11 protein-coding genes and 1 pseudogene are annotated in these 15527 nt (G+C 59.3%); 5 read left to right on the top strand and 7 right to left on the bottom strand.

Annotated elements, in window-relative coordinates:
• Positions 1-5 precede the first annotated feature (5 nt).
• Together AC56LH_RS09255 and AC56LH_RS09250 are read right to left on the bottom strand one after the other, a co-directional pair.
• The gene (locus AC56LH_RS09255; protein WP_499645675.1) at positions 6-1712 is read right to left on the bottom strand and encodes a YcaO-like family protein; all 1707 of its coding nucleotides are present in this window, start codon (positions 1710-1712) and stop codon (positions 6-8) included.
• Positions 1709-3574 carry a thiopeptide-type bacteriocin gene (locus AC56LH_RS09250; RefSeq protein WP_499645674.1) on the bottom strand — a complete coding sequence of 622 codons (1866 nt, stop codon included), beginning with the start codon at positions 3572-3574 and terminating at the stop codon, positions 1709-1711. Before AC56LH_RS09250 ends, AC56LH_RS09255 begins: the two co-directional genes overlap by 4 nt.
• 428 nt (positions 3575-4002) lie before the next feature.
• On the opposite strand from AC56LH_RS09250, the gene AC56LH_RS09245 reads away from it, so the two are divergent.
• From AC56LH_RS09245 to AC56LH_RS09230, 4 genes are all read left to right on the top strand, one after another.
• On the top strand, positions 4003-5502 hold the full coding sequence (locus AC56LH_RS09245) for a pilus assembly protein TadG-related protein (protein WP_499645673.1): 1500 nt from the start codon (positions 4003-4005) through the stop codon (positions 5500-5502).
• A complete protein-coding gene (locus AC56LH_RS09240) occupies positions 5499-5990 on the top strand; it encodes a TadE/TadG family type IV pilus assembly protein (RefSeq protein WP_499645672.1) in 492 nt (163 codons plus the stop codon). The genes AC56LH_RS09245 and AC56LH_RS09240 overlap by 4 nt, the downstream gene beginning before the upstream one ends.
• Complete coding sequence (locus AC56LH_RS09235) at positions 5977-6591, top strand: TadE/TadG family type IV pilus assembly protein (RefSeq protein WP_499645671.1); 615 nt, start codon at positions 5977-5979, stop codon at positions 6589-6591. The genes AC56LH_RS09240 and AC56LH_RS09235 overlap by 14 nt, the downstream gene beginning before the upstream one ends.
• Before the next feature lie 244 nt (positions 6592-6835).
• Positions 6836-9034, top strand: coding sequence for an OsmC domain/YcaO domain-containing protein (locus AC56LH_RS09230; protein WP_499645670.1), 2199 nt, complete (start codon positions 6836-6838; stop codon positions 9032-9034).
• Between the two features lie 240 nt (positions 9035-9274).
• Here AC56LH_RS09230 and AC56LH_RS09225 read toward each other — a convergent pair whose 3' ends face one another.
• A complete protein-coding gene (locus tag AC56LH_RS09225) occupies positions 9275-9931 on the bottom strand; it encodes a Vat family streptogramin A O-acetyltransferase (protein WP_499645669.1) in 657 nt (218 codons plus the stop codon).
• A 219-nt stretch (positions 9932-10150) separates the two neighbouring features.
• On the opposite strand from AC56LH_RS09225, the gene AC56LH_RS09220 reads away from it, so the two are divergent.
• Positions 10151-11992: a PAS domain-containing hybrid sensor histidine kinase/response regulator gene (locus AC56LH_RS09220; RefSeq protein ID WP_499645668.1), complete on the top strand. Its 1842-nt coding sequence runs from the start codon at positions 10151-10153 to the stop codon at positions 11990-11992.
• Positions 11993-12286: 294 nt separating this feature from the next.
• On the opposite strand, the pseudogene AC56LH_RS09215 reads toward AC56LH_RS09220, so the two are convergent.
• The 4 genes and pseudogenes from AC56LH_RS09215 to AC56LH_RS09200 all read right to left on the bottom strand — a co-directional run bounded on the left by AC56LH_RS09215 (position 12287) and on the right by AC56LH_RS09200 (position 15299).
• Positions 12287-12523, bottom strand: a pseudogene (locus AC56LH_RS09215) (DUF6572 domain-containing protein).
• Positions 12524-12558: 35 nt separating this feature from the next.
• Complete coding sequence (locus AC56LH_RS09210; protein ID WP_499645667.1) at positions 12559-12933, bottom strand: GNAT family N-acetyltransferase; 375 nt, start codon at positions 12931-12933, stop codon at positions 12559-12561.
• A gap of 148 nt (positions 12934-13081) precedes the next feature.
• Positions 13082-13897, bottom strand: coding sequence for an ethanolamine ammonia-lyase subunit EutC (gene eutC / locus AC56LH_RS09205; protein WP_499645666.1), 816 nt, complete (start codon positions 13895-13897; stop codon positions 13082-13084).
• Positions 13898-13907: 10 nt separating this feature from the next.
• Positions 13908-15299 carry an ethanolamine ammonia-lyase subunit EutB gene (locus AC56LH_RS09200; protein WP_499645665.1) on the bottom strand — a complete coding sequence of 464 codons (1392 nt, stop codon included), beginning with the start codon at positions 15297-15299 and terminating at the stop codon, positions 13908-13910.
• Positions 15300-15527 lie beyond the last annotated feature (228 nt).

Below are 15527 nucleotides of genomic sequence, written 5' to 3'. Positions count from 1 at the left end.
CGTGGTTACCCTAGTGGATGAAGTGGAGCGTTGGCCAAGTCGGCGTCGGCGCGAATCCAGTCGGCGCGCCGTGCGGCACGCTCGAGGCGCCGGCGCGGTACGACCGGCGCATGGTCGCCGAAGGCAAGCGGAATCGTTCCAGGAATAAAGACGCGGGCGCTGGCCAGGCCGAGGGGCTGTAACACCGGCGGCGTATTGTCAACAGAGACCAGCTCGTAGCCGGCGCTGGCCACACGCTCGCAGAGCTGGCGGTACGCCCGCGCCGGTTCGCGCTCGGCGCCGGGATGGCGTGCAAGGAAGGCGGCGTAAGACAGCCTGAGCTGACCTTCGCACAGCCCGGTGAAGTGGTGACGCTGCCCTGCCTGACCGTAATACAGCGCCTGGTTATCGTTGCGCAGGCGTGTCATCCGCGTCGCGTCGTGCCGGGCCTGCAGCTGGTAACGGGCCAGGTTCTGCTCGGCGGAGCCGATCAGCGACTGGGCCTCGGCCAGGGCGGAACGCAGCGCGACGGCGGGGTTCGGGTGGCTGGCCGCCGTGACGAATCCGGCCAGCTTGCCCGGTCCGCTTCCCAGCAGCAGCACCAGTACACTCGGCACCTCGAGGTCAAGGGTGATATCGAAGCAAAGGGTCTCGTAGCCCCTGCTGGCGAGCAGCAACAGCAGGCCGGATGTGCGGTCGCAGGTAATGGTCGCTGCCTCGATGCGTGGTGGCGGCGATGCGCTGTACCACACCGCCAGCAAGGCATCGCGTTCGATGATTTCGAGTGCACCAAACAGCGCCGCTTCCTCGAAAGAGTTGCCGAGGGCGCAGCCATTGCTGTTGCGGAACCGACTCGACAACGCGCCGTCATCGAGCAGGTAGTGGACCATCGACAGCGGCACCCAGGTGCGCGCACCCGTGCTTTCCAGACGTGCCGGCAGCCAGTCGATGGAAGCGTCGCGCCGAAAGCCCTGGACGGCAAGTGCGCACTGCGCATCGTCCAGGCCCAGCAGCTGCCCGGGATGGCGTGCGCCGTCGCCCAGCATGGCGTACGACGCGGTATGGCATTCGCGCGGCCGTGCCTGACCAATCCAGCGTTCGCAGTATTCGAATACAGCGCCACACATCATCTGGCGCTCGCTGGCACCACGCCCGATTCCCAGCAGCCGGTTGTGGGGTGCGTAACAGTGATAGCTGTCGCGCTCCGCCGTGGGATGCAGGCGCGTTGCCTGCAGTGATGCGGCGCCGAAGGTGGCAAGGATCTCGTCAATCCGGTGGTTCGAGCGGCGGCATGATTCGGGATGGACATCGCCCGGCACCTGGGGCGACGCGCCATCGTCGGTCCCTGTTCTTTGCGCGAAGAGAAAATGCTTGCGCACAAAATCAGTCTGGAGGTACAGATACACCCCATCGCCGCGGCCGTCTGCAAGGTCGGCGCTTGCACTGTCGAGCAGGCTGTCGAGCTGCACCTCGAGCACTGCGGTCCAGGCCCAGCGCCGCTGGAACAGTGAAAAGGTCGTGAAATTGTCGGAGAAATCCAGCACCTCCTGTACCTCGGGCGCACCGCCCGTCTGCAAGCCGATCACGGCAAGCGTCTCGGCGGTGGCGATCACCACGAGTTGCGGTCCATTCCGCCGCACCGCGGCGAGGTCGGCGGGATTATCCACCAGCGTCACGCGCGGCCCTGACGCACGGTGTTCCAGAAAGTGGCCGAGATGGCGGACCGACGTCATGCTGCTGCCGTCTGCAAGTGCGGCAGGATCTCGCCAGGCGCGATGATCACGTGCTGTTGCGTGCTGGCGTTCACGCGCTTGTTCCAGAGTGCGGCGTACAGCGCCAGCAGTGCCGCCTGCCTTTCCGCCATCGCCAGCACGCCGCGATGCGGGATGTACAGGACGATATCCCCGGCAGACAACAGCGTGCACATGGGCAGGGCGCCATCGCCGCTGACCACGTCGCGCCAGTGCAAGCGCTGGCCAAACCCGGCATTGATGCAGAACGCGATGTACTGCTCGGGCGCCGTGAGCTCGGGAAACAGCGGCTTGTCGTGCGACACGCCCCGGTCGCGTATGCCCCGCGCGACCTGGTCGGCATCGGCTTGCCGTGCGCGCAGCTGGCGGATCAACGCCAGTTCAGCCGCATCGCTTTGCCCGAACCACACGCCGTGGTGGGTGACCAGCTGTGCCAGGAGGCTGGCTTCGCATCCCTGCGTGTCCAGACCTGCCGCAACGAGCGTGCCGACGCCATGGGCGGTGGCAAAGTCCAGTGTGTACAACTTGATATAGCAGCTCGGGTCAGTGTGTTCCACCATGTTTTGGAGTGGAAAAAGTGGTTCTGCAAGCAGTGTGTGCAGAGGCGCACCCGACGACGGTGCGGATGCCGTATTTCCCGGCGCAATGTCGTCCACCCGAATCAGCCTGTCGAGTCCGGCAAAACGCAGCGTGGATTCGCCATGCAGGCTGTAGTAGTGGTAGCGTCCGGGCCGCAGCCGCCGGATGTTGCACAGATGATCGAAGAAGAACAGGGCGGTTGCCGCGCCTGCGATGAGCTTGCCCGGCTCGACGCCGCGGCCGTGGAAACGGGTCTGATCCACCTGCACGTAATCCTCGGCGCGCATAAGGCAGAGATGGCGGCCCGTAGAAGCTCCGACCAGTTGCTCGGCATCGGCGCAGGCCGCGATGATACGTTGATGCGCCATGCTGGCCTGGCCGTCGTCGACCATGTGCAGAACATGGTCGAAACGTGGCAAGTCGCTCGTCGACGGCGGCAGGATGGTCAGCGCGGCATCGGGCCAGCGCTTCAGTTCATCGAAACAGGCGTGCAGCATCGTGTCGCTCCAGGCGCCGGTGTCGACCGGATCGGTGTTCACGAGATGCAATTGCCTGATACCGAGTCGCGCACAGGTCTTGACGGTGCTGGCAAGGGCATAACCGCCTGCCACGATCAGAATGCGCGCTTCGACGAAACGCGTGAAGGTGGCGGCGCTGTTATCGGCATACAGTCGCAGATAACCCAGGGTATCGCTGACCGGCGCCAGTGCCAGTTCGCCTTCGGGATCAGCAACACGGAAAGCGGCGCGCTTCTCGATCAGAAAACCCACGAATTTCAAGACTGGTGCCCGGTGAGCTTCCGGCAGCAGGCCGAGAATATCGCCAATGCTGCGGATGCCATCCATGCGGCCGAGGCACTCGTATAATGAGCCGATCAGTTCTCGCTGAAGGCGAAGAATGAAGTTTTTGCCGCCGTGCTGAATATGCAGTCTGTCTTCCGAGCCCTTTACGAAAATATCTGGGCGAATATTATAGATATCGTTTAATTGGATTTCCATTGAATCACGCTGAAGTTTTCGAGTGCGGAATATAAGGCGGTCATCAGATCGCGAGAAAAGAACTCTGTGAAACCCTGGGCGATTCATCGGGGGTGTACGCCAACCGGTCGATGCCTTGCACCCTTGACTATCGAACAGGGTGCAAGGCAAAGAATTGCAGGTGGAGCCGGCGCAAATGGTCGACGATGCGCCCATTTCTTCCATTGCAGTTGCTTCATTTGTTTCCAGAATTTCGAAATCAAAATCTTGGCTCATTGCGTCGATCATTTGAATCTCCTGTTTTGGTCGCGCCACTATTGGCGCAAATCAATACTAGCCATAAAGATATTTTAAGTCACGACAAATCTAATTTGTTTTTATTAATATGACCATTTTAATTGCCCGGCATATAACCAGCGGCATTGCTGTCATGCGCGGTGCATGGTTTATCCCATTTACATTGTTTATATGGTAATCGGGTGATCGTCTGATTCAGAGATTGATTGATCAAGGTGTTAATGACGCACTGGACATCAAGATGACGGCAGAGACATCCCCGGTGGCAGGTTGGCTCATCACATTGATCGCGCGCGAAATACCGGTTTGAAATGCACGGAACTTGTACAAATTGTGTTGCCTCAAGCTTTCCATGACACGGATGCGTAGAATTTTTCAAAAGCAATATTCGTCTGCTGGCTCCCGATGCGAGATCAACAATGGAAAGCATTGCCAACCGATTGCCTGTGTTACCAGGCCACGCAAGCCGGCGGCACGCGGCATTGCCATGCCATGGTCGCCAGCGGGGTGCGTTTGCCCTGATGACAGCGGTGTTGTTACTGGTGGTGATCGGCATGTTCGGTCTGGCGCTCGATCTTGGACGCATGTTTCACCGCAAGATTGAGTTGCAGTCTGCAGCCGAGGCCATTGCGATTGCCGCCGCGAAAGAACTGGATGGCACTGTTGCGGGCGTGACCCGTGCCCGTAATGCGGCCATGCAGGCTGCCGCCGGCCGGTCTTACAATTACCTGCAATTGATCGGGTGGTCCGAGAACGCGATTCAGTTCAGTGCGCTTCCCGACGGCGCCAGCTGGCTGGACGCCGCAAGTGCAGGTCTCGCGGCGAATGCCAGTACCATGTTCTATGCGCGGGTCAACACGAATCTGCTCGACGCGATGCACGGCGACGTGCAGATGTATCTGCTTCGGATGGTTCCTGCAATCGGCGACACATCCCACATCGCCAGTGCGGCAATTGCTGGTCGTGCCTCCACCAATGTCCTGCCAATGGCGATCTGCGCCATGTCGGACGACGCAGGTGCGGCCCGTGGCACGATCAACGAGCTGGTGGAATACGGGTTCCGCCGCGGCGTCAGCTATGACGTCATGCAACTCAATCCGCATGGCGATACGGGCGGCGCGCATTATCTGATCGATCCGTTAGCGTTGCCAGGACAAGCCAGTTCATCCATGGCTGCAATGACGGCTGTCATGAAGCCGTTCGTTTGCACGGGAACGGTTGGGATTCCCGTGTCTGCAGGTAGTCACGTGAAATACACAGAAGGTTTTCCCTTGCCGTCACTGTACGAGCAGTTCAATTCCCGCTTCGGCAGTTACACCGCCCCTTGCCTGGCAAGCTCGGCGCCGCCCGACACGAATATCAAGCAATTCGACTACCTGACCCAGTTTGCGGCGATGGACAAGGCGCCCACGACGCAATCCGCAGAGACGAGGAAGTTTGATGGCAAAATGATCACGGTCGGGGATGTGCCACTGGACCAGTTGGGCAAGATATCGCCTGCGACGGCGGGCGGCATGTATGGCCCACTGTGGATTTACGCGCGTGCAGTCATCAGCGATAGCAAATATGTGAGCGGCTCACCGGAGCCAGCAGGCGGGTACACGAAATTTTCTACCACGCAGTGGCAAACTTTATATGGCCCCGATCAGAAAGTGGCATCGGGCAAGACGTATCCTTCCACCCCGTATACCTCGAGCATCGAAGCACCGGTTGGTGTGCCGGGCGTGGCCCTGCGCCGGTTGTTGTATATCCCGTTACTGCGCTGTACTGCAGGAATGAGCGCTTCCGGAACAACCGAAGTGCGGGCGATTGCCAAGTTCTTCATGACTGTTCCGGCAACGAAGGATGCTCTGTACGCCGAATTTGCCGGTCTGGTGCCGCCGACAGCCCTTGTCGGACAAGTGAGGTTATATCCATGAACCATCCTGTTATTTTCTCTGCGCGGACTCAGCAAGGCGGGGCGGCGGCGGTGGAACTGGCGCTTTGCATGAGCTTCATCCTGGTGCCACTGCTGTTCTGGATAACGCTTCTGGGGAAATTCCTCTGGCAATACACTGCGGCGCAGAAATCTGTTCATCATGCCGCTTTGTATATGGCGGGGGCCCGACTGTCGGAAATTCGAAGCGGCGGTTCGGGCAATCTGGCACTCGACATCATCGCGAAAGAGACATCGGACTTCGATCAGGATACGAGCATGACGCCATCAGTGTCTTGTGGATACAAGTTCGGCGGTACGTCCATGATTATCTGGACGCCGTGCAGTAGCTCGCTGACCCCGGTTTCGGTCCAGGCTGCAATTGAACTGAAGATCACGCATCCGTTCTTTTCGCTGTTATCCAGCCATGCTGGTTCGGGAAAACGCGTTGATCTCTGGGCGTATTCGCAGGTCACCTATGTCGGAAACTAAACAACATCGCCACGGTCAACGGCCCAGATCGATAAGACGTCAGCTGGGTATTGCCGCTGTCGAATTCGCGCTCCTGGCGATCGTGTTTTTCATGTTTGTCTTTTCAATGCTCGAAGTCACGCGCGCAGTTTATCTGTTTAACACGCTACAAGAGATTACGCGCCGCGCTGCCACGGATGCAGCCAATTCTGCATTCGACCCGGCCTCCACGGAAGCGGTACGCAGACGGGCCATGTTCAGCGATGCCAATGGCAATCTCATTCTCGGATTTCCTGTCACGCCAGCCCATCTGAAAATCGATTATCTGGCGGTGACCGGCGGTGCAAGTAGCAGCACGCTCGGCATGCAAATCATCTCTGCGTTGCCGTCATGTCCCGCCGAAAATGCGACGAATTGCCTGACCGATCCCTATGGCGCCAGTTGCATCCGTCTGGTCCAGGTCAGGATTTGCCAGCCCACCGACGGGGCTGAATGCGCCGCCGTGCCGTACCAGTCGGTCTTCCCGTTCATCGATCTGTCGATGGTGACATTGCCGCGCGCGACGACAATCGTCCCGGCCCAGACCCTGGGAAACCGGCCAGGGGCGTCCGCATGTGAATGATGCGGCGCCCTAACGCCCGGTCTTTCGTGCGGTCCTTCCCGCGATAACGCCGCGCATCGCACACGTCCCGGTTTCCCCACAACACAGGGCAGAGTGAGTATACTGTCCACCCTGGCGTTGCTCTGCTCACCACGCGTCCTCTTTGTCGGCAAGACGACAATCCTAGTGTTGTGTTCGTTCCCAACGGGCGCCCCCTCCCGGGGTGCTGTATATCTGAATTTTTACGTCTTAACTGGAATCTGCGATGGAAATCAAGGTCAACTTTCTCGACAAACTGCGTCTCGAGGCGAAGTTCGATGACTTCACGGTGATTGCCGACCAACCCATCCGTTACAAGGGTGACGGTTCGGCGCCGGGTCCATTCGATTATTTCCTGGCTTCGTCGGCCCTGTGCGCGGCGTATTTCGTCAAGCTGTACTGCGATACGCGCAACATCCCGACCGAACATATCCGCCTGTCGCAGAATAATATCGTCGACCCGGAAAACCGTTACCAGCAGATCTTCAAGATCCAGGTCGAACTGCCTGCCGATATTTCGGACAAGGACCGCCAGGGCATCCTGCGCTCGATCGACCGGTGCACGGTCAAAAAGGTGGTGCAGGCCGGCCCCGAGTTCGTCATCGAAGAAGTCGAGAATCTCGACGCCGATGCGCAGGCGCTGCTGACCCTGCAGCCATCGACCGACTCGCGCACCTACATCACCGGCAAGGACCTGCCGCTCGAACAGACCATCGCCAATATGTCCGGCATGCTGGCTGACTGGGGCATCAAGATCGAGATCGCCTCGTGGCGCAATATCGTGCCGAACGTCTGGTCGCTGCATATCCGCGACGCCCATTCGCCGATGTGCTTCACCAACGGCAAGGGCGCGACCAAGGAAAGCGCACTGGCGTCGGCCCTGGGCGAATATATCGAGCGCCTCAATTGCAACCACTTCTACGCCGGCGCGTTCTGGGGCGAAGACCTCGCCAATGCGCCGTTCGTCCATTACCCGAACGAGCGCTGGTTCAAGCCGGGCCCTAACGACGCGTTGCCGGCGGAGATCCTTGACGCGTACAGCCTCGATATCTATAACCCGGACGACGAATTGCGTGGCTCCCACCTGATCGACACCAATTCGGGCAATGCCGCGCGCGGCATTTGCGCGCTGCCATACGTGCGCCAGTCGGACGGCGAAGTCGTGTATTTCCCGACCAACTTGATCGAGAACCTGTACGTCAGCAATGGCATGAGCGCCGGTAATACGCTGGCCGAAGCGCAGGTGCAGTGCCTGTCCGAGATTTTCGAACGCGCCGTCAAGCGCGAGATCCTGGAAGGCGAATTGTCGCTGCCGGACGTGCCGCAAGAAGTGCTGGCAAAATATCCGGGCATCGTGGCTGGCATCGCGGCGCTGGAAGAGCAGGGCTTCCCGGTGCTGGTGAAGGACGCGTCGATGGGCGGCACGTATCCCGTCATGTGCGTGACGCTGATGAACCGCAAGACCGGCGGCGTGTTCGCCTCGTTCGGCGCGCATCCGAGTTTCGAGGTGGCGCTGGAGCGCAGCCTGACCGAGCTCCTGCAGGGCCGCAGCTTCGAAGGCTTGAACGATCTGCCGCAGCCGACGTTCGCCAGCAATGCCGTCACCGAGCCAAACAACTTCGTCGAACACTTCATCGATTCGAGCGGCATTGTGTCGTGGCGCTTCTTCAGCGCCAAAGCCGATTTCGATTTCGTGGAATGGGATTTCTCGAGCCAGGGCGAACACGCGAATGCCGAAGAGGCGGCAACGTTGCTGGCGATCCTCGCCGATATGGGCAAGGAAGTCTATACAGCGGTGTATGACCAGCTTGGCGCGACTGCTTGCCGCATCCTGGTGCCGGGTTACTCCGAGATTTATCCGGTCGAAGACCTGATCTGGGATAACACGAACAAGTCGCTGCTGTTCCGCAGCGATGTCCTGAACCTGCACCGCCTGGACGACGCCAGCCTCGAAGCGCTGATCGATCGCCTGGAAAACAGTGAGCTCGACGAGTACTCGGATATCGCCACGCTGATCGGCATCGAGTTCGACGAGAATACCGAGTGGGGTCAGCTGACCGTGCTCGAACTCAAGCTGCTGATTCACCTGGCGCTCGGACAGCTCGAGGATGCGCATGAACTGGTCGGTGCATTCCTGCAGTACAACGACAACACCGTCGAACGCCGCCTGTTCTATCAGGCGATGAACGTGGTGCTGGAAGTCTCGCTCGATGACGATCTGGAACTGGACGATTATGTCGCCAACTTCCGCCGCATGTATGGCGACGAGCGCATGGACTCGGTGCTCGGCTCGGTGGACGGCAGCGTGCGCTTCTACGGCTTGACCCCGACCAGCATGGCGCTGGAGGGGCTCGATCGCCATCACCGCCTGATCGACAGCTACAAGAAACTGCACGCAGCGCGGGCGAAGGCAGCAGTTCGCTGAGCTGGTGACAGGGTGGTTCGCGTCGCTGTCTACAGCAAGTGTAACTTGCCGAAGTAGACGTGACGCGAGGTGCTGCGGTGCCGGGCTGGGCCCGGTTGATTCTGCTGACAGCTACCGCCTCGACACGCCGCTGTCGACCTTACCGGCCGCTGTTGGCCAGTCTCTGCCTCGCGGTGCACGGCAGCCCCTTTCCGGGAAGCTGACGCCGAAATCAGTCGAAACGTGATCAAGCGGAACGGCCTACTCGAACGGATCGGCAATGGCCGCGCTTTCAAGAGCATCAATGTCGCCGGCTCGAATCTTATTGAGATGCTCCGTGATCCACGCTGGAGAACGATTCCACCACGCAACCGATTGCAGGCGCCGAACGCTGTCAGCATCGAAGCGCCGTCGCACGACCTGAGCGGGGTTTCCGCCAACGACCGTGTAAGGAGGGACATCGGTCGTGACCACCGAGCGCGCAGCGATGATGGCGCCATCGCCAATCGTCACGCCTGGCATGATCAATACATCGTAACCAATCCATACATCGTTGCCGATAATGGTATCGCCTTTGTACGGAAGTTCGCCCGGAGCTGGGCGAGCAACTTCCCAACCGTTGCCGAAAATGAAGAACGGGAAGGTTGAGATTCCATTCATCTGGTGATTGGCACCATTCATGATGAATTTGACGCCACGCGCGATTGCGCAAAATCTACCGATGATCAGGCGGTCCCCAATGAAAGGGAAGTGATACAACACGTTATTTTCGAAGTTTTCTACGCCATTGGGATCATCGTAATACGTAAAGTCGCCGATTTCGATGTTCGGACGGGTAACGGCGTTTTTCAGGAAGCAGATCTGAGGAAAACCATCCATTGGATACATCGTGTCTGGGCTTGGGCCGTGCATGTGCATTCTCCACTATTCCTTTCTAGTTCTACAACTTGCAACGAAGGCGGTTGCAAGCGACTGCTGCTGGCCGATCTGTGTCCGGCAGCTTTCGACCGATGCAGAGTCCCGATCAACTAATTTGTAGTGGCTATTTTCGCGACACTGGTATGACCGTGACACGACCTGACACTGCACAATGAGCGTCTGACAGGTAAATTCCTTGAACTCTACATCTGGTGCGCCATGTTATCCGCAAACTTTTCATTTCTCGACGATACCAACGACGTCGGCTGGGACATTGCTCAATCCGACTGGGCCGCCCATCCCCTTGGCCCCATTGAATACTGGCCCGCCGCACTGCGCACGTCATTCAGCATCATACTCAACTCCGGATTTCCATCCTATGTTGCATGGTCGAGTCAATTGCATACCATGTTCAACGAACCTTACCGGGAACTGATGACTGGACGGCCTGCTACGCGGCAAGGCATGACCATGGAAGCATTGTGGCCAGAAGTTGCTGATACCGTTGTGTCGATCTGTTCCCAGGCATTGGCAGGGCAGACCATGTTTTTTCAGGATATGGCGCTGCCAATTACACAGGGCGAACGTGCTGGACAAAGAGTTTTCACCTTCTCGGTCAGTCCTGTCCGCGACGAGCAGGGCGTTATTGTCGGCGTGATCGGCACAGTCATCGAGACAACCGACAAAGTCTCGGCACTGGCTCGGCACCAGGACGCGGAAGAGCGCTTTCGATTGTCGCTGGAATCGGGAAATATGGGTACCTGGTCGATCGATCCCGACACCGGTGTGACAATCATGGACAAGCGCTTCGCCAGCCTGTACGGCGTGCCGCCCGAGGTCGCTGAACGAGGTGCCAGCCTGGAGTACTTCACCCGTATCATCCATCCTGAAGATCGTGACAAAGTCATTGCCGCTGTGACGCAGGCGATGCAGGACGGCACCTCTTACGATATCGACTACCGCACCTTGCCTGGCACGGGGAATACAGTCTGGGTAAGTGCCAAGGGCCGCATGTTCACGGACGCTCAAACCGGCAAGCGCCGCTTTGCCGGAATTGCCACTGACATCACTAGCCGCAAAGAGGCGAATCTGGCCTTACAGGAAGCGGGCCGGCGTAAGGACGAGTTCCTTGCGATGTTGGCCCACGAGCTTCGCAATCCGCTCGCCCCAATCGTTTCGGCGGCGCGGATGCTTGCAGCAGTTGCCGATGACGCCGGAAAGGTCCGGCATTTGGGCCAGATAGTCACGCGCCAGGCCGAACATATGAGTAACCTGGTGACCGACCTGCTCGACGTGTCACGTGTCACCAGCGGCTTGGTCAAGCTGGTACGAGAGCGCGTTGATATCCGGCAAGTCGTTGACGAATCGATCGAACAGGTCATGCCGTTCATGGACGCGAAACGGCACAAGTTAACGCTTTCGTCACCCATGAAATCGGCACTCGTCATGGGTGACCGAAAGCGCTTGGTACAAGTCGTCACGAACCTGATGCAGAATGCCGCAAAATATACGCCTGACGGAAGCGAAATCTCGGTGGCGATAGATGCCAATGCAGAACGGCTCGACATATCCATTCGGGATAACGGAATAGGAATGGATGCCGAACTACTGCCTTTCGTCTTCGACTTGTTCACCCAGGAGCGGCGCTCGTCGGATCGCGCCCAAGGCGGTCTTGGTCTTGGTCTGGCCCTCGTAAAAAGCCTGGTCACTCTGCATGCTGGGCAGGTGCAAGCGCGCAGCGACGGGCGGGAACGCGGCTCGACTTTTACCGTTTCGCTCCCGCTGATTGAAGCGCTACCGCACGAAATAGCAGCGGAAATGCATAGCCCCTCAGCGGTTCCAAAGCAGTTGAAGATGCTAGTAGTAGATGACAATGTCGATGCGGCCGACCTGTTGGCCATGTTCCTGGAAACATCAGGGCACAAGGTGGTCGTGCAATACAGTTCAGCAGATGCGCTGGAGACTGCCGCAGTCGAGAAATACGACGTTTTCCTGCTTGATATCGGGCTTCCAGATATGGACGGGAACGAGCTGGCGCGGCGCCTTCGTATGAGCTCGTAATCCGCCCATGCCACGCTCATTGCTGTTACAGGCTATGGCCAAGAATATGACAAGGAAAGTTCCATCGCCGCAGGCTTTGATTACTACTTCGTTAAGCCTGCCAATCCGAATCTTTTAGTAAATTTGCTGGCAGGGATCAATCCAGCATAAGTGAACAGATTTTTTATGAGATATCGACGTTCCAGCATTCCTGCTGTGAAGGTGAAGTAGAGTCGGCCAAGCATTGAATGATGCTGTCCGCTTTTGGCCGGATTCTGCCTGTCGCGACCGGCTGGTTCCAACCCATCGCGGACCTTATAGCTCAGCGGCCTCGTATCCGTCAGGCCCGGCTCTATGCGCGAATCCAATGCCTTCCTGTCTAAGAAACGCCTCAGCATGTCCAAAGAATTGAAGAGCATCTTCGGTTGGCTTGTATTTCGTAATCACATCAATCTGTATTTTCTTGCCTTTGGATCCGGAAAGCATATCGAAGACTTCACCGCTTTCGACAAACTACACGTAGGAGTTGATCTTGCCCTGCAAAACGAGCAGATGCTCGTCTTTCCACTGAAGATGGTCCGTAACGCCTAGAAGAACATGTGCGCTCGAGTGCGCGCAGTGCTGCTGGACAATTCGAGGTGTGAACAGTCGTGCTGCATCGCAAATTGCTCTGCAGCGGCCAGTAAGTGTGCTCCTATGCCCGAACTCCTGCATTTGTCATCCACTACTAACGCAGACAGCAGAGCCCATGAACCTTCGACGTGTAATGGCTTCATGATGTGCACTATCGCCACGCCGACAGTATTGCCGCGGTCCTCCGAGACAAACGCCTGTCCCGAAGCACCGCAGCGCAGCGCATTGAGCTGTTTTTCTACTTTCTCTGGTTCAGTTGAATATCCGAGCTGCCCAAACAAATGAACGATACGCTCTAGGTCTTCAGTCGCAGCCGTACGAATTTTCATCTTGGTAAACACGAGGATTATGTAAGTTCGCTTCTGGCAGAAAGCGGAAGTTCATCCAGCTGGTTTAATTCAGCAAGGATTAGTTGCCTCCGCCATTCACAGTCAGTGGTTGCAGCAATTTTCAAAACGCGATATCTGTTTCGGAAAGTCACAGCAGGAACGCCGGCCCGCCGCCGCCCGGCAGCACGTCATCCTGCCTCGTCTCATCTTTCAGCGTGACGCCGCTCAACTGCCGTAGCTGCGCTTGCCCGAGCAGATAATGCAGCCGGGCGGCGGCCTGGACGTAACCCAAACCCGCCGGCCTGACGTTCGAAATGCAGTTGCGACGCTGGTCCGTCAGGCCGGCGCGTGGCGCCCACGTCATGTAGATGCCCATGCTGTCCGGTGCGCTCAGGCCCGGCCGTTCACCAATCAGTACGACGACGATCTTCGCCCCCAGCAATTCACCGACTTCATCGCCCACGGCGACGCGGCCTTGCTGGACGAGCGCAACTGGCGCAAGCGTCCACGCCTCGGCGGCCAGCTGCAGATGTAGCGCTGACAGGAAGGACGCAGCATTCTGCGCGATCGCGTGTGACGACAAGCCATCCGCCACGACGATCGCCAGATCGCAGGAATGGTTGCCAACGTCACTATCGGTCAGAAGCGCGCGTGATGGCGCATCGAGCCGCCGCCCCAGATCCGGCCGCTGCAGATAGACGTTACGGTTCGCAGCCGCGCTGTGCAGCAGCAGGGGCTGGCCAGCGTGCGGCCACGCTGCCTGCAATACTGGCTTGAGCGCATCAACGTCGAGCGGGAGGTGCACGGCATCGCGCGCCCGTGCATGTGCGAGCTGAAAGTCGAGCTGCGCGCCTGTTGGCTGGCTGATGCCGGCGGCGCCCAGCGCAATGCGGGCATCGGTGAACTGGCGCAGGCTCTGCCAGGGTGCGGCGGCGGCAATGGGGTCGTCGGTCGAATTGGACATGAAGGCAACCTCAGGATGACTGCAGCAGCGCGCGCTGGAATGCCGGGGGCACGTTACGCCCAAGATCGAACCGATCACCGCCTTTGAAGATACCCATTGCGCGCAACCATGCGTCGAACTCCGGCGCCGGTCGCAGGCCCAGCGCACGGCGCGCATACAGCGCATCGTGGAACGACGTCGTCTGATAATTGAGCATGATGTCGTCCCCGCCGGGAATGCCCATCACGAAGGTGCAGCCGGCCGTGCCCAGCATCGTCAGCAGCACGTCCATGTCGTCCTGGTCGGCTTCGGCGTGGTTGGTATAGCAGACGTCGCACCCCATCGGCAGGCCGAGCAGTTTGGCGCAAAAGTGGTCTTCGAGGCCGGCGCGGATGATCTGTTTGCCGTCGTACAGGTATTCCGGTCCCATGAACCCCACCACGGTGTTCACCAGCAGCGGCTCGAATGCGCGCGCCACCGCATACGCGCGGGCCTCGCAGGTTTGCTGGTCGACGCCATGGTTGGCATTGGCCGACAGCGCGCTGCCCTGGCCGGTCTCGAAATACATGACGTTGTTGCCGACCGTGCTGCGGCCCAGCGACAGCGCAGCGGCGCGGGCTTCGCCGAGCAGCGCCAGGTCGATGCCGAAACTGGCGTTGGCTGCCTGCGTGCCGGCGATCGACTGGAAGACCAGGTCGACCGGTGCGCCGCGTCCGATCGCCTCGATGGTGTTGGTCACGTGCGTCAGCACGCATGACTGGGTGGGAGTCTCATAGCGGCTGATGATCTCGTCCAGCATCGTGACGAGCTTGACCACCTGCGCGACATTGTCGGTGGCCGGATTGATGCCGATAACCGCATCGCCGCTGCCGTACATCAGGCCGTCGAACAGGCTGGCTGCGATGCCCGACAGGTCGTCCAGCGGGTGGTTCGGCTGCAGGCGCGTCGACAGCGTGCCGGCGAGGCCGATCGTATTGCGAAAGCGCGTGACCACGCGGCATTTGCGCGCCACCAGCACCAGGTCCTGGATGCGCATGATCTTCGATACCGCCGCCGCCATTTCGGGCGTGATGCCCGGTGCGACGCGCGCCAGCATGGTCCCGTCGACAGCATCGCCCAGCAGCCATTCGCGCAAACTCCCGACCGTGAGGTGGCGGATCGGCGCAAACGCGGCGCTGTCGTGGCTGTCGATGATCAGGCGCGTGATTTCGTCGGCTTCGTACGGCACGACGACGTCGTTCAGGAAAATGCTCAGGGGCAGGTCGGCCAGCGCCATCTGCGCGGCGACGCGCTCTTCGGCGCTGCCGGCGGCAATACCGGCCAGGTGGTCGCCCGAGCGCGCGGGCGTGGCCTTGGCCAGCAGGTCGCGCAGATCGGCAAACTGATAGGTCTTGGTGCCAACGAGGTGGGAAATCTGTGGCATGGACGGCGGTCCTTCGCGTGGTTCAGTAAATCCCCCACCGCGCTGCACGGGGGGGGCCTTGCAAGCGATAGTGCCACAGGTCGGTCGTGTTCAGCGCGCATGGCGACGGCGCCAGCGGTGTGATAGCATCGCCGCTGATCTTGCACCATTGGCAACTTGCCACCATCACACCGACGCCGACCGATCCGACAATGTGAGAACCCCTTCCGACACCCCGACCTTTTCCTG

This window comes from Telluria sp. LT1R51-2 (genome assembly GCF_059685775.1).
This window is presented reverse-complemented; position numbering and strand designations above follow the sequence as displayed.

What these genes read in the sequence shown, in the direction of transcription:
- AC56LH_RS09255 (WP_499645675.1), bottom strand. Translation starts at nt 1,712, where the DNA reads ATGACGTCGGTCCGCCATCTCGGCCACTTTCTGGAACACCGTGCGTCA.
- AC56LH_RS09250 (WP_499645674.1), bottom strand. Translation starts at nt 3,574, where the DNA reads ATGATCGACGCAATGAGCCAAGATTTTGATTTCGAAATTCTGGAAACA.
- AC56LH_RS09245 (WP_499645673.1), top strand. Translation starts at nt 4,003, where the DNA reads ATGGAAAGCATTGCCAACCGATTGCCTGTGTTACCAGGCCACGCAAGC.
- AC56LH_RS09240 (WP_499645672.1), top strand. Translation starts at nt 5,499, where the DNA reads ATGAACCATCCTGTTATTTTCTCTGCGCGGACTCAGCAAGGCGGGGCG.
- AC56LH_RS09235 (WP_499645671.1), top strand. Translation starts at nt 5,977, where the DNA reads ATGTCGGAAACTAAACAACATCGCCACGGTCAACGGCCCAGATCGATA.
- AC56LH_RS09230 (WP_499645670.1), top strand. Translation starts at nt 6,836, where the DNA reads ATGGAAATCAAGGTCAACTTTCTCGACAAACTGCGTCTCGAGGCGAAG.
- AC56LH_RS09225 (WP_499645669.1), bottom strand. Translation starts at nt 9,931, where the DNA reads ATGCACATGCACGGCCCAAGCCCAGACACGATGTATCCAATGGATGGT.
- AC56LH_RS09220 (WP_499645668.1), top strand. Translation starts at nt 10,151, where the DNA reads ATGTTATCCGCAAACTTTTCATTTCTCGACGATACCAACGACGTCGGC.
- AC56LH_RS09210 (WP_499645667.1), bottom strand. Translation starts at nt 12,933, where the DNA reads ATGAAAATTCGTACGGCTGCGACTGAAGACCTAGAGCGTATCGTTCAT.
- eutC (WP_499645666.1), bottom strand. Translation starts at nt 13,897, where the DNA reads ATGTCCAATTCGACCGACGACCCCATTGCCGCCGCCGCACCCTGGCAG.
- AC56LH_RS09200 (WP_499645665.1), bottom strand. Translation starts at nt 15,299, where the DNA reads ATGCCACAGATTTCCCACCTCGTTGGCACCAAGACCTATCAGTTTGCC.